A 20,911-nucleotide genomic window follows, 5' to 3' on the forward strand; every position below is an offset into this window, starting at 1 on the left:
TAATCAGCCAATAGCCAGTATTCAGACGTTTTAATTTTAGGAATGTTATCTGCATCTGCTTTTTTTCATTCTTTGTATTTCAATCTTTTAGGTACTGAGGGAAACCGATGACTGAATGCTAAATGCTTACACTCCAGAGCAAAAACAAATCATTAAAATATTGGTGCGTTTATCAATTAACAATCTGGTTGTACATCTGAATTTACCAAGGATTTTTATTGGGGCTTGATCACAGATTTAGCATGAGTTGGAATTATTAAGGCTAAAGTCGGTCAGGGAATTTGTATCTACTCAAGCCTCAGAGCAATTTTAGATTTTGGATTTTGGATTTTGGATTTTAGATTTTGAAGATTTTTAAAATTTCCGCTAATAAGTTATTATAGAACTATAAAATCTAAATTGACTATATACTATATATTCTTATCAATATAGATGCCATTAAAGAAAGTAATGAAAATCACAGTTATGACTTTTAACCTCCGCTGCGACAAACCAGATCCGGGGGTACGTCAGTGGGAAAAGCGTGTAGGTGCGATCGCTGCTGTTATTCAACACTATCAACCAGATGTAGTGGGTACACAGGAAGGTAAACCCCATCAACTGAAGGATTTACAAGCACTTTTACCAGAATATAAATTTGTTGGTGGCGATCGCTCTGGTACAGGAGAAGATGAACACTGTGCAATTTTCTATCAACCTGAACTTTTAAAACTGCAAGAAACTCAAGATTTTTACCTCAGCGATACTCCAGAAATTCCTGGTAGTATTACTTGGGGAACTCGTTTACCACGCATGGCAACTTGGGCTAATTTTCAGGTGGGTGATCCTAGTATTTCTCTAACTATTGTTAATACTCATTTAGATCATGAAATTGCTAAAGCGAGGGAGTTGGGTGCAGGTTTGCTGAGTCTGCGTTTAATGGGTTTTCCTGCTGAAAATTATTTACTGTTAACAGGAGATTTTAACGCTCATTCCAGAACTTTAGAACGAATAATTTTAGCTGATAATTTTAGAATACAAGATACTTTAGCAAATCTGCCGTTAGCAGAACAAAAAACTTTTCATAATTTTACTGGTGAACCCGTGGATGCTAGGGATACAATTTATGGCGATCGCCGTTTTCACATCGAACAAGTAATCATTGACAATAAACAATGGGAAAGTATTTGGCCTTCTGATCATTTTCCGGTGATTGTGAAGTTAAGCATCAGGAATAGGGAATAGTAGTCAAAAATTAAGCAGACTTAACGGATACTGCTAACTGTAACCCTAAAGCATCTAATAAGGTACGTAAACAATAAAATTCAATTTCTCCTTGCTCAGATAATTTCTGGGCTAGGTTCTCATAACATTGCTGTACTGTTTTTGATAGTTTCTCAATTCCACCTTGAGCTTCAATAACATTTTTAAGTGCCTTATTTAACATTTTAGGATCGCCTTCTTCTAGAACAACTTCAATATAAGTAGCTGCTTCCAGTGGATCTTTTAAGTCTTGGATTAGTTTTTCATGGTAGCTAGTGCTTTTAGACATCCTTTTCCTCTCCGCGTCTCTGCGCCTCTGCGTGAGGTAAACTTTGCCTTTGCTTCACTAACTCCACCGCTAATTGTATCGCAGCTTTCATACTGGTTGCATCAGCAATACCTTTTCCGGCAATATCAAAAGCTGTTCCATGATCTGGGGAAGTTCTCACAAACGGTAAACCAATGGTAGTATTTACCGCCCGATCAAAAGCCATTAATTTTACCGGAATTAAACCTTGATCATGATAAAGTGCTAAATAAGCATGAGCAACATTTTTAGAAACATTTTTAAGATCAGAATTACCATACCAAGCTTGACCCGGTTTCACCCACATTGTATCCGGTGGTATGGGTCCTTCTAGTTGTAAATGCGGTCGTTTTTGTCTTTCTGCTTTTAACCAAGGGATTAACCAATCTATTTCTTCTGTTCCTAATTGTCCCATTTCTCCACTGTGGGGATTTAAACCAGCGATCGCAATTTTCCCATTTTTAATCCCAAAATCTCTTTCTAAACATTCTGCTAATAAATCTAATTTTTTTGTTAATAATTCCGGTGTTAAGACTTGAGATACTTGACATAATGGAATATGTGTGGTAGCAAGTAAAGCCCGTAAAGTCCAACCTGTCAAAGGCGATCGCCCGACAAACAACATTCCAAAACGTTCTACACCTGCTTTCTCGGCTAAAAGTTCGGTTTGTCCCGGATAATCAAAACCAGCGGCTTTCCAAGCTGATTTAGCGATAGGTGCTGTGACAATACCATCAAAATCACCTGCTAAAGTTTGAGATATGGCATATTCCATATAAGCAAAACTGGCCGCACCACTAGCAGCATTACCCACCCCAGTAATAATTTCACCTGAGTTTGGTACATCAACATCAATCACATTTAACTCATCAGGATTTGCCAAAGCTAGTAAATCATCAGTATTAGCTGTCAAATTTTTATAAGCTTTACTAAGTAAATTACGGCTACCAACAACGACAAAATAACAGTTTTGGCTAACTTCTGAATCAGCCAAAGCCTTTAAAGTTACCTCTGCTCCAATACCGGCAGGATCTCCTAGTGTGATTGCTAAACGTGGACGTTGATTAGTCATTGGTGATTGGTGATTGGTCATTGGTGATTGGTGACTGGGAAAATAGTTTATAACCTCGTAGCTACCCAGTCCCGATTTCAATTAGCTGCTAAACTATTTTAGAATTATTTAGACAGGTCTAATCCTCAAGACAGTTGAAGACCTGGTTTACCTAAGTTACCAGACTAGCAAAAATGAGATTTGAGCGATCAAGTTAAGTTAAGCAGTCTCATAAACGGTAAACATCTACAAACCATTCAGTTCACAAAGGAGAAACACAGCAAATGGGCGGCGAAATCTTAAATGCAGCTATGCTATCTTTCGGCTTAATCTTCGTAGGTTGGGGTCTCGGCGCTTTATTGCTGAAAATTCAAGGCGCTGAAGAATAAGCAAGGGGCAGGGGGCAGAAGGCAGGAGTTTTTTATTTTGGATTTTGGATTTTGGATTGTTTTTGTGATCTCCAATCTAAAATCTAAAATCTAAAATTTTCTTCCCCAGTCCCCAGCGATGCACTGAGCTTGTCGAAGTGTCCCCAGTCCCCAATCCCCAGCCTCCTTAAAAAAAATGTAAACTTTTATTTCTATAACTAAACTCTGTTAAGATTTTTATCATAAAACATTAAAATATATAACGACCCTCATGACATTATTAATTGTCGGTGCTACTGGCACATTAGGAAGACAAGTAGCTCGTCGTGCTATTGACGAGGGGTACAAAGTACGCTGCTTAGTTCGCAGTACCAAAAAAGCTGCATTTCTCAAAGAGTGGGGTGCAGAACTGGTGAAAGGCGACTTGTGCTATCCCGAAACCCTGGTAGGAGCATTAGAAGGTGTAAACGAAGTCATTGATGCTTCCACATCTCGCGCTACAGATTCATTAACAATTAAACAGGTAGATTGGGAAGGTAAGGTAGCATTAATTCAAGCTGCAAAAGCTGCGGGTGTAGAGCATTTTATCTTTTTCTCTATTCTTGATGCTGATAAATATCCCAATGTACCGCTAATGGAAATCAAGCGATGTACAGAATTATTTTTAGCTGAATCTGGCTTAAATTACACTATTTTAAGATTAGCTGGGTTTATGCAAGGCTTAATTGGTCAATATGGCATACCCATTTTGGAAAATCAGCCGGTGTGGGTGACAGGTTCATCTTCCCCGGTGGCTTATATGGATACTCAAGATATTGCTAAATTTGCGATTCGGGCATTGAGTGTACCAGAAACCCAAAAACAAACTTTCCCTGTGGTGGGTACTCGTGCTTGGAGTGCAGAAGAAATAATAAATATTTGTGAACGTTTATCAGGAAAAGATGCGAGAGTAACACGGATGCCTATTGGCTTGTTGCGTGGTGTTCAAAGCTTACTGCGGTTTTTCCAATGGGGATGGAATGTAGCTGATAGATTGGCTTTTTCCGAAGTTTTAGCCAGTGGTAAACCATTAAATGCGCCAATGGATGAAGTATATACAGTGTTTGGCTTGGAGCAACAACAGACAGCCACAGTAGAAACTTACTTGCAAGAGTATTTCAGCCGGATTATGAAAAAGCTGAAAGAGCTAGACTACGAGAAAACCAAGAGCAAAAAGAAAAAAGATAAAAAAACGCCTTTTAAACAGTCATCAAAAGCTAATAGTCAATAAAATCCCAGATGTTGATTACAATATCCCAAAATATGTAACCATTACTAAAGAAAAAGCATAGCCTACTTGGATATTTGAATGTGCCGAAAGCTGGCATTATCTACAACGACGTTAAACCGATAGCAACTAGAACCGCTATCGAACTCAAAGACCAGTTAACCGCAGCTGGTTGGGATGTGTGTGTGACAACAAGCATCGGTGGTATACTGGGCTACTCTAATCCTGATGGTCCTGTATGCCACACCCCAGTGGAAGCTCTCACACCTCCCGGTTTTGATCCCAGTATGGAGTTTGCAGTGGTATTAGGGGGAGATGGAACTGTTTTAGCAGCTTCCCGTCAAGTTGCCCCCTGTAGGATACCATTGTTAACTGTGAATACTGGTCACATGGGATTTTTGACAGAAGCTTACCTTAACCAGCTTCCCCAAGCTATAGAACAGGTAATGACAGGTAAGTATGAAATCGAAGAACGAACCATGCTCAATGTCAAAGTGCTACGGGGGGAAACTGTCTTATGGGAAGCTTTATGTTTAAATGAAATGGTGTTACATCGAGAACCATTAACTTCGATGTGCCATTTTGAAATTGAAATTGGTCATCATGCAGCAGTGGATATTGCGGCCGATGGTGTAATTGTTTCCACGCCAACGGGTTCAACTGCGTATTCATTAAGTGCTGGCGGACCAGTGATTACTCCTGGTGTGCCAGTGTTACAGTTAGTACCAATTTGTCCCCACTCTCTGGCTTCCAGGGCTTTGGTATTTCCTAACAATGAACCTGTGAACATCTATCCAGTCAATGTACCCCGGATGGTGATGGTGGTAGATGGTAACGGTGGGTGTTATGTATTTCCAGATGATCGGGTATATTTAGAGCGATCGCAACATAAGGCTAGGTTTATTCGCTTACAATCACCAGAGTTTTTCCGCGTTTTACGGGAAAAATTAGGTTGGGGACTACCACATATTGCTAAACCCAATTCTGTAGAATTGCCATAATTATCAGTAGTCAGTTGTCAGTTGTCAATACAGGTTTTCTTCGACAATTGGTAGTTAAGCAATTGTATTGGGTTGTATTGGGAATGAGTAATTAAAATTGCATCTTGGGACGGTCGAGGTTTGATAATGGAACGTGCTAAAACATCTACAATATCATTTTTAGCAACAGGCTATTTTCCGAATGCTTCGCCCCTACTTCGCCCCTACTTCGCCCGTACAGGAGTCAGGAGTAAAACCCTATTGTAGTAGGAGTTTCATGATAAATTGATGTCCTAACTACTCTGTCTACGGAAGCACAGGAAAAAAATACCAACAATGCAACCAAGCTAATATTTCTTTATGGTAATATTCCCAATACATTCAAATCTTTGATTTTGCCGGAATTTTATTTATTGATTTTTGTTTAGTTAAATATAGTTGACAATTTTTTAATTTTATAATGTAGTCATGGTTAATCATCCTAGAGGAACTCTCTGAGCGTGTTAGCTTTTTTTTCTGCCTTGTTGTTTTTACCAGAATCAATAGTTATTAGGGATGTAGAATGAAAAGATTAACTTTTTATATAGTTGTGTTACATAGTTTATTTTTAGGTATGGGAACTGCTTGCGCCCAGTCATTAGAGACAAAGGCAAAGGAAAATCTGGCAACTTCAGATCAAATAACTTTACCAGCATCGCAACTATGGGTAATTAATCAAAATAAACAGGTACAAAAACAACCGTTTATGTGGGTGGTAGAAGATCCAAAAAAAGCCAGACAACAACCATTTTTACAACTTGCGAAAAATGCCAATAAACCAACTAAAAAACCTGGAGATATCACTAAACCATATAAAAATGAGAATTTAGAAGAATTTGATGATGTTGTCAAAGACACTCAAAAATTAGAGGGTATATTTACTCTTTATCGCCAAAAAGAAAATAATAAAATATATTTAGAAATTAAACCAGAACAACTAAATAAAAACTTCTTAGCTACAGCTACTTTGGAATCTGGTATTGGTGAAAAAGGTATTTATAGTGGTTTACCGTTGCAAGATTTTCTATTTTATTTTCAACGCATAGATAATACTTTGCAATTTGTGGTGCGGAATGTGAATTTTCGGACTCGTGAAGGAGATCCACAAGCTCGTTCTTTGCGCCGTTCTTTTAGTGATTCTGTTCTCTATAATTTGCCGATTAAAAGTATTCATCCCCAACGGAAAACAATACTCATTGATTTAGGTGATTTACTCTTAACAGATTTAGCAGGATTATCTGCGAGTTTGGAATTATCAGCAAGTCCAGAACAAGCCTATTTTGGTAATGCTAAAGTTTTTCCCCATAATCTAGAAGTGCAATCAATTTTCAATTTTACAGGCGCTGGCGGAAATCTGAGTGTACTGGCTGATAGTCGTGGCTTTACTCTCAAGCTGCACTATAGTATTTCTCAACTGCCTAATAATAATTATCAACCGCGTTTAGCAGATGAGCGTGTGGGATATTTTATCACTGCATATCAAGATTTATCTAGGGATGATCGTCATGATAATTTTGTCCGTTATATTAATCGCTGGAATTTAGAAAAACAAGACCCCAAAGCGGAAATTTCTCCCCCAAAAAAACCGATAGTTTTCTGGATTGATAACGCTGTTCCTTTGGAATATCGTGATGCGATTAGAGCAGGGGTATTAATGTGGAATCAAGCTTTTTTGCAGGCGGGTTTTAAGGATGCGATTGAAGTTAAACAAATGCCAGATAATGCTACCTGGGATGCGGCTGATATTAGGTATAATACAATTCGCTGGATTAATACGGTAGATGGCTATTTTGCCCTTGGTCCCTCCCGTGTTAATCCTTTGACGGGAGAAATTTTGGATGCTGATATTCTGGTAGATGCTAGTTTTGTGAGGGCTTTAAAAAATGAATATCGGCAAATTATTCTACCCAAGCAAACACAAAAACAAACACAAACGCCAACTACTTTATCTACATTGATGCAAAATCGCCTTCTTTGTGGTAAAAATGATCAAAAAAATAAAGGGTTAATTGGCAATTTATCTAAACTAGCGGGAGAGTATGATTTATGCTATGGGATAGAATCTGCTAATCAATTTGCTTTTGGTGCTTTGGCTATGTCACTATTAGCAAATACTGTTCCTAGTCGGGATCAGATGCAAGATTATATTCATCAATATTTACGTTTAATTATTGCCCATGAAGTAGGCCATACTTTAGGTTTGCGGCATAATTTTCGCGGTAGCAATCTTTTACCTCCAGAGGAGATGAATAATCGAGAAATTACTAGCACTAAGGGTTTAACTGCTTCAGTGATGGATTATATTCCTCCTAATATTGCCCCTCGTGGTACAGTTCAGGGGGATTATTTTCCTGATAAAGTGGGAAGTTATGATATTTGGGCAATACAGTATGGTTATACTCCTTCTGGGGCAAAAAGTACCATTGCAGAAAAATCATTTTTGGCAGAAATAGCGAAATTATCAGAAAACCCAGAGTTGAGTTATTCTCCTGATGAAGATACATCGGAAATTGATCCTACATCTGCACCTTGGGATAATAGCGGTAATGTGCTAGTTTATTCTCGCTGGCAGTTGGATAATTCCCGTGTGATGTGGGATCGTTTAAATCAGGGTTATTTAATGTATGGTGATAGTTACAGCGATTTAACTGATCAGTTTAGTACCATTTTTGGTAATTATTTACAGCAGTTAAGTTACACTATTAAATACATTGGTGGTCAGTCTTTTTACAGAGTTAATCCGGTTGATAATAAAGGCAGATTACCATTTGTGGCGGTTCCTGTGGAAAAACAAAGACAGGCATTAGCAACTTTGCAAGAGTATGTTTTTGATGAAGAGGCGCTGAAATTTTCACCGAAACTACTGAATAAATTAGTACCTTCTCGTTGGTATCACTGGGGAAGTACACCTGTCACGGGGCGTTTAGATTTCCCGGTTCATGATTTGGTGTTGTTTGTACAGAGTGCGGTTTTGAGTGATTTACTTTCAAGCGATCGCCTGACTCGCATTAAGGATATCGAACTTAAAAGCAAACCCGGTGAAGCACTGACTTTACCTGAAGTATTTAATACTTTGCAAATGGGAATTTGGACGGAGGTTTTACAACCAAAAGGAAAATTAGAAATTTCTAGTTTACGACGGGGTTTACAACGGCAATATGTCAACTTTTTGACAGCGATGGTATTACGGAAAGTAGATGTACCAGAAGATGCTCGCACTTTAGCATGGTATAAGCTCAAACAATTAGATCACCAACTCAAACGGGTGAGGTCTGATGATGAGTATACAAAAGCGCATTTACTGGAAACCCGCGATCGCATTGAAAAAGCTTTAAATGCTCCATTGCAGGGGAACTAGGGGACTGGGGACACTTCGACAAGCTCAGTGCATCCCTGGGGACTGGGGACAGAAAGAAGTTTAGCAATAACCAATTACCCATTACCAATTACCTATCACCAGCCTAAACAAATAATATATTTATTTAAACAGACATGATTTCACCCATTAATTTATTTGAGTATGAAGAGTTAGCAAAAACCCATCTACCCAAAATGGCGTTTGATTATTACAGTAGTGGTGCATGGGATGAAATCACTTTAAAAGATAATCGCGCTGCTTTTACACGGGTGAAACTGCGTCCTAAAATGCTCGTTGATGTCAGTGAAATTAACTTGACAACTGAAGTTTTAGGTGCATCGTTGCAGTTACCTCTGATGATTGCACCTATGGCTTTTCAGTGTTTAGCCCATCCAGATGGGGAAATTGCTACAGCAAAAGCCGCAGTTTCCGCAGGTGTGGTTATGGTGCTGAGTACCTTATCTACTAAGAGTTTAGAAGATGTGGCAATGGTTGATGATGGTTTGCGCTGGTTTCAACTTTACATTCACAAAGATCGGGGTTTAACTCATGCTTTGGTAGAAAGAGCTTATGCAGCAGGTTACAAGGCACTTTGTTTAACTGTGGATGCGCCAGTGTTGGGAAAAAGAGAGCGAGATCAACGCAATGAATTTACCTTACCCCCTGGTTTACATCCTGCTAATTTAACCAAAATGTCAGGTTTAGACATTCCCCAAGAAAAAGGCGAGTCTGGTTTATTAACTTATTTTGCCCAGCAGATTAATCCGGCTTTGACTTGGAAGGATTTAGAATGGTTAAAATCTTTAAGTCCTTTACCGTTAGTTTTGAAAGGAATTTTACGGGGTGATGATGCGGTGAGGGCGGTGGAATATGGCGCACAGGGGATTGTGGTTTCTAATCATGGTGGTAGACAATTAGATGGGGCGATCGCTTCCTTGGATGCTTTACCGGAAATAGTCGCCGCAGTGGATGGTAAAGCGGAAGTCTTGTTAGATGGGGGTATTCGTCGGGGTACTGATATTCTTAAAGCTTTAGCGTTAGGGGCGAAAGCGGTTTTGATCGGTCGTCCGGTATTATGGGGATTATCGGTATCTGGAGAAACGGGAGTAGCTGATATTATCAACCTACTCAAAGAGGAACTAACTACAGCAATGGCTCTCAGTGGTTGTGCTAGACTAGAGGATATAGATTCTAGTTTGGTGATTTGTCGTTAGTGGTTGTGGAAAAAAAAGGCAAAAAATTTTTTTCCAAACCCCTTGCCAAATTAGAAGAATAGGTTATAATAGAAAAGTTGCTACCAAGGGCGAGTGGCGAAACTGGTAGACGCACCACACTCAAAATGTGGCGACCTTGCGGTCATAGGAGTTCGATTCTCCTCTTGCCCATTGCTTACTAGATAAGGGTTTTAGGGTTTTTGGGTTAGAAAATTTAAAGTTCTAAAAACTAAGTTTCTACCAAAATTACCCCAAAAAAAATTACATCAGTGTCAGTAAGTAGAAAATACTAACTAACATAGTTATACCAGATAATTGAAACCTTTACTATGTATACATTGTAGGTATTTTGGCTACAAGCTAGGATAACTACCTGATCAGTGTATATCAAGGTATTATAGAAAATACATGATGCGGTTAATTTTAATAGGAATTTTGATTTTATTAACAGCTTGTAGTAGTATTGCATTGCAACCGACTTATGAATTAGTTGAAAAAGCCATTGCTATTCAACTAGAACAAACTCAACAGCAACTTACACAAAAGCTAGATTTAGACTTTCAAAAATTTGAGATTAAGCAAGTAGTAATTACGCAAGAAGAACCTTTAACCATTGAATATTTACCAGCTTATCATGTCCAGGGAACTTATGATTTAACTGTTAAATTACCCAAAAAACAAATCACTCAACCACAAAAACCTTTTGATATTTATTTACAAATTCAACGAGAAGGTAAAAGTTGGCGTTTGCTACTTCCTGAAAAAACTAATAACGATAAACCATCAATTTGGCATAGTTATCAATTGATGATTGATGATTGACAATTGATAATTTCTCGTTTGTAGTCTGAGACTGGGAACGAGATAAAAAGAGAGAGATAAAATTCTGACTCCTTGAACTCCTGACTCCTGACTTTTTAATAATTCTAATTTTGATAAACTCTACCTTTCCAAGCACCTCCTTTTCCTTGCCAATGTCGGTTAGCAGAATCTAATGTCATTAAAGTATATAAAAAGGCAATGATAGGTAAACAAAAAGCTAACCAAAGAGGACATTTATAAAAGGCGATTATGGGAAAATATGCGAATGTCATTAATAGCGATATGAGTAGACCTGTAATGATTATTAGCAGATTACCCATAATTAAACCTAAGATAATTCCTAAAATTGGCAGCATATAAACTATAAACATTCCTAAGACACTTCCCACTAACAACAAAGGAGAATAATTTAGTTGTGTGTAGGCGCTACGGGCTACCATATTCCAAATAGTTTCTAGGGAATCATAAGGACGCAAACTATAAGTTAAAGCATCTAATCCCACCCAAATTTTACCTTGATGAGATTTCACGACTTTGGCTAAAGAACAATCATCAATTAATGCGTGACGAATTATTTGTAGTCCGCCTATTTTTTCTAGGGTTTCTCGACGAATTAAAATACAACCACCAGCAGCAGCAGCAATAGATTTTTTCGGGTTATTTACCCAACGAAAAGGGTAAAGTTTTTGAAAGAAAAAGACAAAGGCAGGTATTAATAATTGTTCCCAAAAACTTTGACAGCGCAGTTTTACCATGAGAGATACTAAGTCTAAATTCTCTGTTTCTGCTTTGGCAACTAATCGCCGTAAATTACTAATATCATGTTCTATATCTGCATCTGTTAGTAATAAATAGTCAGGTAGTTGTAAAGATGTTTCATGAAACGTCTCTACAGCAACTTTTACACCTTGTTCCATTGCCCAAAGTTTACCACTCCAACCATGAGGTAAATCTGCACTATAAATAATATGTAATTGTTCGAGTTTATCAACTGCGTAAGCTACTCCTTGGGCAAAATTCGCTGTACCATCGGTACTTTGATCATCTACTAAAAATACATGAAAATTACCAGGATAGTCTTGTAAAAGGAGCGATCGCAAACTTACAGGAATTACATCAGCTTCATTCCTAGCTGGAACTACTACACACACTGTAGGTAAAGATTGTAATTTATTTGCTGTGGTTTTTAACTGTTGATCTACCCGCCAAAACTGCCCCCAAAACAACAGTAAAAATAACCAAATTGCTAAAGATAAAACCATCAAACCCGCTAAAATTTCTACCATAACTTCTACCATAACTGCTGAGGTCAGGATTTTATGCAAACACAAGACAGGGTAAAAGTCAAGGAAATTACAGAAGCGATCGCCGCTAGTCAAAAACATCTGCTGTCAATTCAAAAACCCGATGGTTATTGGTGGGCGGAATTAGAATCAAATGTTACCATCACTGCGGAAACTGTACTGTTACATAAAATTTGGGGAACAGATAAAACTCGACCTTTGCATAAGGTTGAAAACTATTTGCGATCGCAACAAAAAGAGCATGGAGGATGGGAACTATTTTATGGTGATGGGGGAGAACTCAGTACCACTGTAGAAGCTTACATGGCCTTGCGGTTATTAGGAGTACCTGCAACCGATCCCGCACTCATAAAAGCAAAGTCTTTAATTTTGCAAAAAGGTGGAATTAGCAAAACCCGCATTTTTACTAAATTACATTTAGCATTAATAGGTTGTTATAATTGGCGTGGACTGCCATCATTACCACCTTGGGTAATGCTATTACCTGAAAATTTTCCCTTCAATATTTATGAACTTTCAAGCTGGGCGCGTTCTAGTACCGTGCCATTATTAATAGTCTTTGACCAGAAACCTGTCTTTGAAATTGACAACCCCATCAACCTAGATGAATTATATACCGAAGGTGTGAATAATGTCAAATGGGAATTACCAAAAAATAATGATTGGTCGGATATATTTACCATTTTGGATGACGGGTTTAAATTAGCAGAAAGTTTAAATTTTGTACCTTTTCGAGAAGAAGGAATCCAAGCTGCTGAAAAATGGATTTTAGAACGTCAAGAAGCTACAGGAGACTGGGGGGGAATTATTCCCGCTATGTTAAATTCTCTGTTAGCTTTAAAATGTCTAGATTACGACGCTAACAATCCGATTATTTACCGGGGTTTAAAAGCAGTTGATAATTTCGCCATGGAAACAGAAAATAATTACTGCATTCAACCTTGTGTTTCTCCCGTATGGGATACAGCCTGGGCAATTCGCGCCTTAATTGATTCAGGTTTTGAGGCAGATCATCCAGTAATAGTAAAAGCTGGAGAATGGTTAATAGACAAACAAATACTTGATTATGGTGATTGGTTTGTCAAAAATAAACAAGGAAAACCCGGTGCTTGGGCGTTTGAATTTGATAACCGCTTTTATCCCGATGTGGATGATTCTGCTGTAGTTGTCATGGCTTTGCATCAGGCAAAATTACCCAATGAAAACCTCAAAAAACAAGCTATAAAAAGAGCTTTAAATTGGATAGCATCAATGCAATGTCAACCGGGAGGATGGGCAGCTTTTGATATTGATAATCATCAAGAATGGCTAAATTCTATTCCCTATGGTGACTTGAAAGCTATGATAGATCCAAATACTGCCGATGTCACCGCTAGAGTAATAGAAATGTTGGGTGCTTGTAACTTATCAATTCCCGCAGATAAGTTAGAAAAGGCGTTGAATTATCTTCTCAATGAACAAGAAACAGAAGGTTGTTGGTTTGGACGTTGGGGAGTAAATTATATTTATGGAACAAGTGGAGTTTTATCAGCATTAGCATTAATAAACCCCCAAAAATATTGCAGTGAAATAGAACGAGGTGCAGCTTGGTTAGTGAAAGTGCAAAACTCTGATGGTGGTTGGGGAGAAACTTGTTTTAGTTACAATGATCCGAGTTTAAAAGGTAAAGGAGACAGTACCGCATCTCAAACAGCTTGGGCGATAATTGGATTAATTGCAGCAGGTAAAGTTACCGGAAAATTTGATTTTCAGAGTCTTAAAAAAGGGGTTAATTATTTGTTAGAAACTCAAAGTTCACATGGTACTTGGGATGAATCTTACTTTACAGGCACAGGTTTTCCTTGTCATTTTTATCTCAAGTATCACCTTTATCAACAGTATTTTCCCTTAATTGCTTTGGGAAGATACAGCAGAATTTAGTAGTCAGGAAGAAGCACTGCGTTGAAGAGTAAAAATTTCTTGCTGTATAAGTTAGATCCTGTACCTGATTGAACTGCAATTTGCTGTATCATTGAATTAATAGGTGTATTAACACTCTGTTAACCTAAGCATGAGAGTAATCCCTCATGCTCGGTTTCAAAACCGTGGGTGATGTTTTCAGATCACATGGATTTTTTCTAAGTTAACCTTAACTAAGCACAAATGTGTTTATATTTAGCCTTTTGTAACTCGATTTTCAAATTCTTTGCAAGTATTTTCGACTATAGCAAGAGCAGATGGATAAATACTATCATGCTCTTCTTTCAGCCAGGCTAGAAGTCTAGCAAGCTGGGCGTTCCGTAGATCTAAGTCTGTCTGAAAAATTATTGATGTTGCCATTGCTTGAGCATATTGAGGTGGATGACCTTGCTGTACTAAAGCATCAATCAGAGCGGCTAAGGCTTGCTGTGACACAGAAGCAGAAGCATTTTCTATAGACATAATTTAGGGAGAAATAATTGAATTTGACTAATTATAATAATAGATTTCACCCAATATTTCCATTCCTATTGTTCAGTAATTTTAAATTACTCAGTACCTACATCAATAATTCCTCGTAATTTACTTAAATAACAATACTGATTATATAAGTTAAAATCTCAGTATATATTCGTCAACCAAGTATTTAAGCACAAATAAATAATTTTTAAATTGATTAGTCTGAATTGATTATACTTAAATAATTTTTGCTCACGAAACCAACTGCAACGCATACAGATCAAGGTGAATAGAATAAATACTTAAACTCAATGTCTTTTTATTATACAAAAGTTTGGCTATTTACAGATCACAGATACTGGTATGTGTAGATTAAGGTAAGTTACAAAAAATCTAGTTTACTCCTAATATATTTATTTTTGTAACATTGTTGTTAACACGGGTTATAATTAAAACATTTTTTCATAATAAAATTTACGTAAATATTTGCGATCAATGTAATTTAAGAGTAAAAATTATAACTGAAAGGCAATTACACGTAAGGACAAAAACATAATTTCCTTAGCCATAAATTTCTTGATTTTTAGTTTTTTAGCCGGGTTGGCATTAAAAATTGTCATTGTCACAGTCAAGAAGGATCAGGGAAGAGACTCAAGAGAAAGGTTTTGGGTAAATTTAATTTTTGTTATAATCCGTTACATATTGAGTTATAACTTAGTAATAATGACTGACTTTATTCTCTACTACTGATTTTTTTGCCAGGCTCTTTACAAATAGTAAAACTAGTGATATTAGTATAAAGAGTTCAAGCGAGTGTATAACTTACTATCTTGTAAATGTTAAATGACTCCAGTAAGTTAGGTTAACATCAGAAAATTCTGGGACTAAACAAACTGGAATTTCCTAGTGAGACTAACTATATAGTGGTTTAACCACATACATAAAGTTGTCTCTATATAACCTAGTAAATAAAAGATCAACCTTTATAAACCTTACTGTAGTCATGTTTACAATGAAACTATTACAAGATATAAGTAAATACTCAAATCAACAACAATGAATTAAGGTACAAAACAATGGCAGTTGAAAAAACTAATTCTTCCTCCAGCTTGGCAGAAGTTATTGATAGAATCCTAGACAAAGGTATCGTTGTAGATGCTTGGGTTCGTGTTTCCTTAGTTGGTATTGAATTACTAGCAGTAGAAGCTAGAATCGTAATCGCATCTGTAGAAACCTACCTGAAATATGCAGAAGCTGTAGGTTTGACTCAGTCTGCTGCGGTACCTGCTTAATTTTGAAGTAGATATGCAATGAGTAGAATAATTATCCAATTAAAGGTAATTATTCTGCTAAACTTAGCTTGGCAATGCCAGAAAAATCAGCAACAATAAATTAAGGTGCAAAACAATGGCAGTTGAAAAAACTAATTCTTCCTCCAGCTTGGCAGAAGTTATTGATAGAATCCTAGACAAAGGTATCGTTGTAGATGCTTGGGTTCGTGTTTCCTTAGTTGGTATTGAATTACTAGCAGTAGAAGCTAGAATCGTAATCGCATCTGTAGAAACCTACCTGAAATATGCAGAAGCTGTAGGTTTGACTCAGTCTGCTGCGGTACCTGCTTAATTTTGAAGTAGATATGCGATGAGTAGAATAATTATCCAATTAAAGGTAATTATTCTGCTAAACTTGACCTGGCAATGCCAGAAAAATCAACAACAATGAATTAAGGTGCAAAACAATGGCAGTTGAAAAAACTAATTCTTCCTCCAGCTTGGCAGAAGTTATTGATAGAATCCTAGACAAAGGTATCGTTGTAGATGCTTGGGTTCGTGTTTCCTTGGTTGGTATTGAATTACTAGCAGTAGAAGCTAGAATCGTAATCGCATCTGTAGAAACCTACCTGAAATATGCAGAAGCTGTAGGTTTGACTCAATCTGCTGCGGTACCTGCTTAATTTTTAAGTAGATATGCAATGAGTAGAATAATTATCCAATTAAAGGTAATTATTCTGCTAAACTTAGCTTGGCAATGCCAAAAAATAAACAACAATAAAAAATTAAGGTGCAAAACAATGGCAGTTGAAAAAACTAATTCTTCCTCCAGCTTGGCAGAAGTTATTGATAGAATCCTAGACAAAGGTATCGTTGTAGATGCTTGGGTTCGTGTTTCCTTGGTTGGTATTGAATTACTAGCAGTAGAAGCTAGAATCGTAATCGCATCTGTAGAAACCTACCTGAAATATGCAGAAGCTGTAGGTTTGACTCAATCTGCTGCGGTACCTGCTTAATTTTTAAGTAGATATGCAATGAGTAGAATAATTATCCAATTAAAGGTAATTATTCTGCTAAACTTAGCTTGGCAATGCCAAAAAATAAACAACAATAAAAAATTAAGGTGCAAAACAATGGCAGTTGAAAAAACTAATTCTTCCTCCAGCTTGGCAGAAGTTATTGATAGAATCCTAGACAAAGGTATCGTTGTAGATGCTTGGGTTCGTGTTTCCTTGGTTGGTATTGAATTACTAGCAGTAGAAGCTAGAATCGTAATCGCATCTGTAGAAACCTACCTGAAATATGCAGAAGCTGTAGGTTTGACTCAATCTGCTGCGGTACCTGCTTAATTTTTAAGTAGATATGCAATGAGTAGAATAATTATCCAATTAAAGGTAATTATTCTGCTAAACTTAGCTTGGCAATGCCAAAAAATAAACAACAATAAAAAATTAAGGTGCAAAACAATGGCAGTTGAAAAAACTAATTCTTCCTCCAGCTTGGCAGAAGTTATTGATAGAATCCTAGACAAAGGTATCGTTGTAGATGCTTGGGTTCGTGTTTCCTTGGTTGGTATTGAATTACTAGCAGTAGAAGCTAGAATCGTAATCGCATCTGTAGAAACCTACCTGAAATATGCAGAAGCTGTAGGTTTGACTCAGTCTGCTGCGGTACCTGCTTAATTTTTAAGTAAATGTCCGAGATTAAGAATTTAATTAGGATTAAATTCTAGTACCATCACTGCTTTTTTAATGACTTTGATATGCGGAAATATAGTTTTCATGAAAGCATATCTATTAAAAAAGCAGAAACACCTGCAACTACATTCACTGAGTAAAAAACTCCGGTGAATGTAGTTGATACCAGCTTCTAATTTCTAGGAGAACTTCATGGCGGCTTTAATGGAAAGAATCCGGCAGGAGAATAACTCAATATTTGAGGAAGTAAATTTATTCCTGTCTGAGACAAAAAGCAAGCGGTTTACTCAAGCCAAAAAACAAGCGGAAGAACTGCGTCAATTCCAGCAGCAACTCAAGCAAACAACTGATGAGTTTTTGACAAATGCTGCTAAAGAACGTATTGCTCAAACTAACCAGCAAGCAAAAGAGTTGGACGAGTTCTATCAGCAACTCAAGCAAACAACCGATGAGTTTTTAGCAAATGCTGCCAAAAAACGCATTGCTCAAACTAACCAGCAAGCAAAAGAGTTGGACGAGTTCTATCAGCAACTCAAGCAAGCAACCGATGAGTTTCTAGCAAATGCTGCTAAAGAGCGTATCGCTAAAGCTGAGGCACAAGCGAAAGAGTTGAGTGAGTTCCATCAGCAACTTGAGCAAACAACCGATGAATTTTTAGCAAATACGGCTAAAGAACGTATTGCTAAATCTGAGGCACAAGCGAAAGAGTTGAGTGAGTTCCATCAGCAACTTGAGCAAACAACCGATGAATTTTTAGCAAATACGGCTAAAGAACGTATTGCTAAAGCTAAGGAACAAAAGCAGAATCTGCGTCAATTCCGTCAGGATTTATTTGCGAGTGTTATTGGCAATTACCGTCGTAATTAATACTCACAATCCTGCTGACTGTTAGATAATTGGGCTATATAGTAATTCCCCCTAATCCAATAGTTGTAAAACTGTGAAGATCAGGGGGTGAATAATAAAAATCAACAATGAGTTTTGGCGTTAAACAATGATAGTCTCAGTTTATACCTGGTTCAAGCTAAAAACAACAGCTATTTGAAAAATAACTTGACTACAGTTATATAACTAAGCTCTCTGCTGGAAACTATATAGATTAAACATAGCACATTCCAATTAGAAAAGATAGCAATCTTTTTCCCTTTTTTCCAAGTTATTTTGCAACTATCGTGAATTTATGACTATCATGAATATGAATCAGAAAAGAGCAGTTCTTCGTGTTCGCCCAGGGCAGTTTGTGGTGACACCTGCTATTGAAAAAGTAGCATCTCGGGCTTTACTTTATCTCAAGTCAGGGTTTCCCATTCACTTACGGGGTCCAGCTGGAACAGGTAAAACTACTTTAGCTCTGCATTTGGCTCATTGTTTAGACAGGCCAGTAATGTTATTGTTTGGAGATGACGAATTTAAGAGTTCAGATCTGATTGGTAGTGAATCGGGATACACTCACAAAAAGTTACTCGATAATTATATTCACAGTGTTGTAAAAATTGAAGACGAATTCAGACAGAATTGGGTAGATTCTCGACTAACTTTAGCTTGTCGGGAAGGATTTACATTGGTATATGATGAATTTAATCGTTCACGTCCTGAAGTTAATAACGTATTGCTTTCAGCCTTAGAAGAAAAAATTCTCAGTCTTCCCCCTAGCAGTAATCAACCAGAATATTTAAATGTTAATCCCCAGTTTCGGGTAATTTTTACCTCTAATCCAGAAGAGTATTGCGGCGTTCACTCTACACAAGATGCTTTAATGGATAGATTGGTAACTATTAATATGCCAGAACCAGACGAGTTAACTCAAACTGAGATATTAATTCAAAAAACAAATCTAGATAGAGAATCTGCTTATTTTATCGTGCATTTAGTTAAATCATTTCGTCAGGCTACAGGGGCTGAAAAAACTTCTGGCTTGCGGTCTTGTTTAATGATTGGTAAAGTTTGTGCAGATAACGGTATTGTAGCAACACCAGAAAATGCGGACTTTCGGGATATTGCTATGGATATTTTATTCAACCGCACAAATTTATCTATCAGCGAGTGTACATCTATTTTGGCGGATTTGCTGAGTCAAGCTTCTACAAGCGTAGCCCAGGCTTTAGAGATGATGAATGTTGATGAAGAGTTTAATAACGGTCATTCTCTAAAGGAAGTTTCCCAGCCTCAGACTGATTTAGAAACATTAGAAAATATAGTTCCTTTTGAGAAGGAAGTTTATTATTACCTAACTGAGCATAAAAGTGAAGGAATAAATGGATTGCAAAAAGCTTTGAATCTAGACAAGAATGTAATATTCAATGCTCTTCATTCTTTAAAGCAAAAGTCTTTGGTTAACAAAGTTAATGGTCTTTATACTATTCAAGAGTTGAATCACTCGTGACTTCTACCCCAATATTGCCAACACGTCAAACAAACCCAAGTCGAACTATTACCACATCTACCCAAGGTTCGACTTTGGCGGACATTCTCGAAAGAGTTTTAGATAAAGGTATTGTCATTGCCGGTGATATATCTGTATCTATTGCTTCTACCGAACTTCTACATATTCGTATTCGCTTGTTAATTTCCTCCGTTGATAAAGCTAAAGAGATGGGTATCAATTGGTGGGAAAATGACCCTTATCTCAGCACTAAGGCGCAAAGTCTGGTTGACGAAAACCAACGACTCCAACAGCGCCTAGAAAGCTTAGAAGCCCAAATGAACGTAATGAAATCAGCAATAGAAGAAGGGCAACTAACCTTAGCTAATACGGAAGCTAGTTTTGAGGAAGAGAACCAAGAAGTGATCCCATTATCCATAGATAGCAACATACAAGAAGAAGAGGAATCTGTCATAGAAGAGGAGCAATTTACTTTAGCTAATACGGAAAATATTTCTGGGGAAATAGACCAAGAAAGTATACCATTGTTATCCATAGATCCCCCCGTTGATGTCTAATTGCAATTTAGGAGTTATCCAAATTTAGATTAATCAAAACTGGAACTCCTGAAATTTTAATCATTGTGAAAAAAAACTTAGTGGAAAAAACTTAAAGTTTTAGATGACATCATGGACATGGTTGACACTCCAATTAATAATTCTCAAGATTTACTAACTACTGGTTCTAAATCCAAGAATGAAGCGGGTTTAGCTCCTTTATTGTTGACGTTACTAGAATTGGTGCGTCAACTGATGGAAGCTCAAGTAATTCGGCGGATGGAACAAGAATGCTTGAGCGAATTAGAGTTGGAGCGAGCAGCAGAAAGTTTACAAAAGTTGGAAGAGCAAATTTTACATTTGTGTGAAATATTTGAAATTAATCCAGAGGAGTTAAATGTAAATTTAGGAGATTTTGGTACTCTTTTGCCTCATCCAGGCTCTTATTATCCAGGAGAACCTAGCAACAATCCTTCTATATTGGAATTACTGGATCGCCTGTTAAATACGGGAATTGTTGTAGAGGGTGAAATAGATATAGGTATAGCTCAGTTGGATCTGATTCATGCTAAATTGCAGTTAGTTCTGACCTCTAAACCAATTGGATCAATTAAACCAGAAGCGACATATCCTGCGTAAAATAAAGTTTAAGTT

General features: G+C 37.2%; 22 protein-coding genes and 1 tRNA gene. 19 read left to right on the forward strand and 4 right to left on the reverse strand.

The features are described 5' to 3' along the window. Positions 1–465 precede the first annotated feature (465 nt). Entirely contained in the window at positions 466–1,224 is a 759-nt protein-coding gene (locus H5968_RS16010) for an endonuclease/exonuclease/phosphatase family protein (RefSeq protein ID WP_255427157.1), read from the forward strand. A gap of 10 nt (positions 1,225–1,234) precedes the next feature. Here the strand turns inward: H5968_RS16010 and H5968_RS16015 are convergent, their stop codons facing one another. Continuing rightward, entirely contained in the window at positions 1,235–1,531 is a 297-nt protein-coding gene (locus tag H5968_RS16015; RefSeq protein ID WP_187040744.1) for a DNA-binding protein, read from the reverse strand. Continuing rightward, positions 1,524–2,642 (reverse strand): 4-hydroxythreonine-4-phosphate dehydrogenase PdxA, encoded by a 1,119-nt coding sequence (gene pdxA, locus H5968_RS16020; protein WP_255427158.1) that lies wholly within the window; start codon positions 2,640–2,642, stop codon positions 1,524–1,526. Before pdxA ends, H5968_RS16015 begins: the two co-directional genes overlap by 8 nt. 242 nt (positions 2,643–2,884) lie before the next feature. Here pdxA and H5968_RS16025 point away from each other — a divergent pair, with 242 nt between their 5' ends. The 7 genes from H5968_RS16025 to H5968_RS16055 all read left to right on the forward strand — a co-directional run bounded on the left by H5968_RS16025 (position 2,885) and on the right by H5968_RS16055 (position 10,648). Next, complete coding sequence (locus tag H5968_RS16025; RefSeq protein WP_096567167.1) at positions 2,885–2,989, forward strand: PetM family cytochrome b6-f complex subunit 7; 105 nt, start codon at positions 2,885–2,887, stop codon at positions 2,987–2,989. 250 nt (positions 2,990–3,239) lie between these two features. Next, positions 3,240–4,238, forward strand: coding sequence for an SDR family oxidoreductase (locus H5968_RS16030; RefSeq protein WP_096567165.1), 999 nt, complete (start codon positions 3,240–3,242; stop codon positions 4,236–4,238). An 80-nt stretch (positions 4,239–4,318) separates the two neighbouring features. Continuing rightward, the gene (locus H5968_RS16035) at positions 4,319–5,236 is read left to right on the forward strand and encodes an NAD(+) kinase (protein WP_187040745.1); all 918 of its coding nucleotides are present in this window, start codon (positions 4,319–4,321) and stop codon (positions 5,234–5,236) included. 541 nt (positions 5,237–5,777) lie between these two features. Further along, entirely contained in the window at positions 5,778–8,612 is a 2,835-nt protein-coding gene (locus H5968_RS16040) for a zinc-dependent metalloprotease (RefSeq protein ID WP_187040746.1), read from the forward strand. A gap of 134 nt (positions 8,613–8,746) precedes the next feature. After that, positions 8,747–9,826: an alpha-hydroxy acid oxidase gene (locus tag H5968_RS16045; protein ID WP_187040747.1), complete on the forward strand. Its 1,080-nt coding sequence runs from the start codon at positions 8,747–8,749 to the stop codon at positions 9,824–9,826. 87 nt (positions 9,827–9,913) lie between these two features. Further along, positions 9,914–9,997: transfer RNA gene (locus H5968_RS16050), tRNA-Leu, on the forward strand. Between the two features lie 237 nt (positions 9,998–10,234). Beyond that, positions 10,235–10,648 carry a hypothetical protein gene (locus H5968_RS16055; protein ID WP_187040748.1) on the forward strand — a complete coding sequence of 138 codons (414 nt, stop codon included), beginning with the start codon at positions 10,235–10,237 and terminating at the stop codon, positions 10,646–10,648. A 104-nt stretch (positions 10,649–10,752) separates the two neighbouring features. Here the strand turns inward: H5968_RS16055 and H5968_RS16060 are convergent, their stop codons facing one another. Next, positions 10,753–11,934, reverse strand: coding sequence for a glycosyltransferase (locus tag H5968_RS16060; RefSeq protein WP_096572632.1), 1,182 nt, complete (start codon positions 11,932–11,934; stop codon positions 10,753–10,755). Between the two features lie 33 nt (positions 11,935–11,967). Here H5968_RS16060 and shc point away from each other — a divergent pair, with 33 nt between their 5' ends. Continuing rightward, positions 11,968–13,872, forward strand: coding sequence for a squalene--hopene cyclase (gene shc, locus H5968_RS16065; protein ID WP_187040749.1), 1,905 nt, complete (start codon positions 11,968–11,970; stop codon positions 13,870–13,872). A gap of 234 nt (positions 13,873–14,106) precedes the next feature. Here shc and H5968_RS16070 read toward each other — a convergent pair whose 3' ends face one another. Beyond that, positions 14,107–14,346 (reverse strand): hypothetical protein, encoded by a 240-nt coding sequence (locus H5968_RS16070; protein WP_370569780.1) that lies wholly within the window; start codon positions 14,344–14,346, stop codon positions 14,107–14,109. Positions 14,347–15,446: 1,100 nt separating this feature from the next. Here H5968_RS16070 and gvpA (H5968_RS16075) point away from each other — a divergent pair. The 10 genes from gvpA (H5968_RS16075) to H5968_RS16120 all read left to right on the forward strand — a co-directional run bounded on the left by gvpA (H5968_RS16075) (position 15,447) and on the right by H5968_RS16120 (position 20,896). After that, positions 15,447–15,662, forward strand: a complete 216-nt coding sequence (gene gvpA / locus H5968_RS16075; protein WP_057178839.1) for a gas vesicle structural protein GvpA — start codon at positions 15,447–15,449, stop codon at positions 15,660–15,662. Between the two features lie 115 nt (positions 15,663–15,777). After that, the gene (gene gvpA / locus H5968_RS16080; RefSeq protein ID WP_057178839.1) at positions 15,778–15,993 is read left to right on the forward strand and encodes a gas vesicle structural protein GvpA; all 216 of its coding nucleotides are present in this window, start codon (positions 15,778–15,780) and stop codon (positions 15,991–15,993) included. A gap of 115 nt (positions 15,994–16,108) precedes the next feature. After that, positions 16,109–16,324, forward strand: coding sequence for a gas vesicle structural protein GvpA (gvpA, locus tag H5968_RS16085; RefSeq protein ID WP_057178839.1), 216 nt, complete (start codon positions 16,109–16,111; stop codon positions 16,322–16,324). A gap of 117 nt (positions 16,325–16,441) precedes the next feature. Further along, positions 16,442–16,657 (forward strand): gas vesicle structural protein GvpA, encoded by a 216-nt coding sequence (gene gvpA / locus H5968_RS16090; protein WP_057178839.1) that lies wholly within the window; start codon positions 16,442–16,444, stop codon positions 16,655–16,657. Positions 16,658–16,774: 117 nt separating this feature from the next. Then, on the forward strand, positions 16,775–16,990 hold the full coding sequence (gvpA, locus tag H5968_RS16095; RefSeq protein ID WP_057178839.1) for a gas vesicle structural protein GvpA: 216 nt from the start codon (positions 16,775–16,777) through the stop codon (positions 16,988–16,990). A 117-nt stretch (positions 16,991–17,107) separates the two neighbouring features. Beyond that, positions 17,108–17,323, forward strand: coding sequence for a gas vesicle structural protein GvpA (gene gvpA, locus H5968_RS16100; protein WP_057178839.1), 216 nt, complete (start codon positions 17,108–17,110; stop codon positions 17,321–17,323). Between the two features lie 207 nt (positions 17,324–17,530). Further along, on the forward strand, positions 17,531–18,205 hold the full coding sequence (gene gvpC, locus H5968_RS16105; protein ID WP_187040750.1) for a gas vesicle protein GvpC: 675 nt from the start codon (positions 17,531–17,533) through the stop codon (positions 18,203–18,205). 313 nt (positions 18,206–18,518) lie between these two features. Then, on the forward strand, positions 18,519–19,721 hold the full coding sequence (gene gvpN, locus H5968_RS16110; RefSeq protein WP_187040751.1) for a gas vesicle protein GvpN: 1,203 nt from the start codon (positions 18,519–18,521) through the stop codon (positions 19,719–19,721). Then, complete coding sequence (locus H5968_RS16115) at positions 19,718–20,278, forward strand: gas vesicle protein (RefSeq protein ID WP_187040752.1); 561 nt, start codon at positions 19,718–19,720, stop codon at positions 20,276–20,278. The genes gvpN and H5968_RS16115 overlap by 4 nt, the downstream gene beginning before the upstream one ends. A 111-nt stretch (positions 20,279–20,389) precedes the next feature. Beyond that, the gene (locus H5968_RS16120) at positions 20,390–20,896 is read left to right on the forward strand and encodes a gas vesicle protein K (protein ID WP_187040753.1); all 507 of its coding nucleotides are present in this window, start codon (positions 20,390–20,392) and stop codon (positions 20,894–20,896) included. The last annotated feature ends 15 nt before the right edge of the window (positions 20,897–20,911 follow it).

Source organism: Sphaerospermopsis sp. LEGE 00249 (assembly GCF_014299995.1).
GTDB lineage: Bacteria > Cyanobacteriota > Cyanobacteriia > Cyanobacteriales > Nostocaceae > Sphaerospermopsis > Sphaerospermopsis kisseleviana.

Bases quoted from the DNA above. Each gene is read 5' to 3' on its own strand.
- H5968_RS16010 (WP_255427157.1), top strand. From the start codon at position 466: ATGACTTTTAACCTCCGCTGCGACAAACCAGATCCGGGGGTACGTCAG.
- H5968_RS16015 (WP_187040744.1), bottom strand. From the start codon at position 1,531: ATGTCTAAAAGCACTAGCTACCATGAAAAACTAATCCAAGACTTAAAA.
- pdxA (WP_255427158.1), bottom strand. From the start codon at position 2,642: ATGACCAATCACCAATCACCAATGACTAATCAACGTCCACGTTTAGCA.
- H5968_RS16025 (WP_096567167.1), top strand. From the start codon at position 2,885: ATGGGCGGCGAAATCTTAAATGCAGCTATGCTATCTTTCGGCTTAATC.
- H5968_RS16030 (WP_096567165.1), top strand. From the start codon at position 3,240: ATGACATTATTAATTGTCGGTGCTACTGGCACATTAGGAAGACAAGTA.
- H5968_RS16040 (WP_187040746.1), top strand. From the start codon at position 5,778: ATGAAAAGATTAACTTTTTATATAGTTGTGTTACATAGTTTATTTTTA.
- H5968_RS16045 (WP_187040747.1), top strand. From the start codon at position 8,747: ATGATTTCACCCATTAATTTATTTGAGTATGAAGAGTTAGCAAAAACC.
- H5968_RS16055 (WP_187040748.1), top strand. From the start codon at position 10,235: ATGATGCGGTTAATTTTAATAGGAATTTTGATTTTATTAACAGCTTGT.
- H5968_RS16060 (WP_096572632.1), bottom strand. From the start codon at position 11,934: ATGGTAGAAATTTTAGCGGGTTTGATGGTTTTATCTTTAGCAATTTGG.
- shc (WP_187040749.1), top strand. From the start codon at position 11,968: ATGCAAACACAAGACAGGGTAAAAGTCAAGGAAATTACAGAAGCGATC.
- gvpA (WP_057178839.1), top strand. From the start codon at position 15,447: ATGGCAGTTGAAAAAACTAATTCTTCCTCCAGCTTGGCAGAAGTTATT.
- gvpA (WP_057178839.1), top strand. From the start codon at position 15,778: ATGGCAGTTGAAAAAACTAATTCTTCCTCCAGCTTGGCAGAAGTTATT.
- gvpA (WP_057178839.1), top strand. From the start codon at position 16,109: ATGGCAGTTGAAAAAACTAATTCTTCCTCCAGCTTGGCAGAAGTTATT.
- gvpA (WP_057178839.1), top strand. From the start codon at position 16,442: ATGGCAGTTGAAAAAACTAATTCTTCCTCCAGCTTGGCAGAAGTTATT.
- gvpA (WP_057178839.1), top strand. From the start codon at position 16,775: ATGGCAGTTGAAAAAACTAATTCTTCCTCCAGCTTGGCAGAAGTTATT.
- gvpA (WP_057178839.1), top strand. From the start codon at position 17,108: ATGGCAGTTGAAAAAACTAATTCTTCCTCCAGCTTGGCAGAAGTTATT.
- gvpC (WP_187040750.1), top strand. From the start codon at position 17,531: ATGGCGGCTTTAATGGAAAGAATCCGGCAGGAGAATAACTCAATATTT.
- gvpN (WP_187040751.1), top strand. From the start codon at position 18,519: ATGACTATCATGAATATGAATCAGAAAAGAGCAGTTCTTCGTGTTCGC.
- H5968_RS16120 (WP_187040753.1), top strand. From the start codon at position 20,390: ATGGACATGGTTGACACTCCAATTAATAATTCTCAAGATTTACTAACT.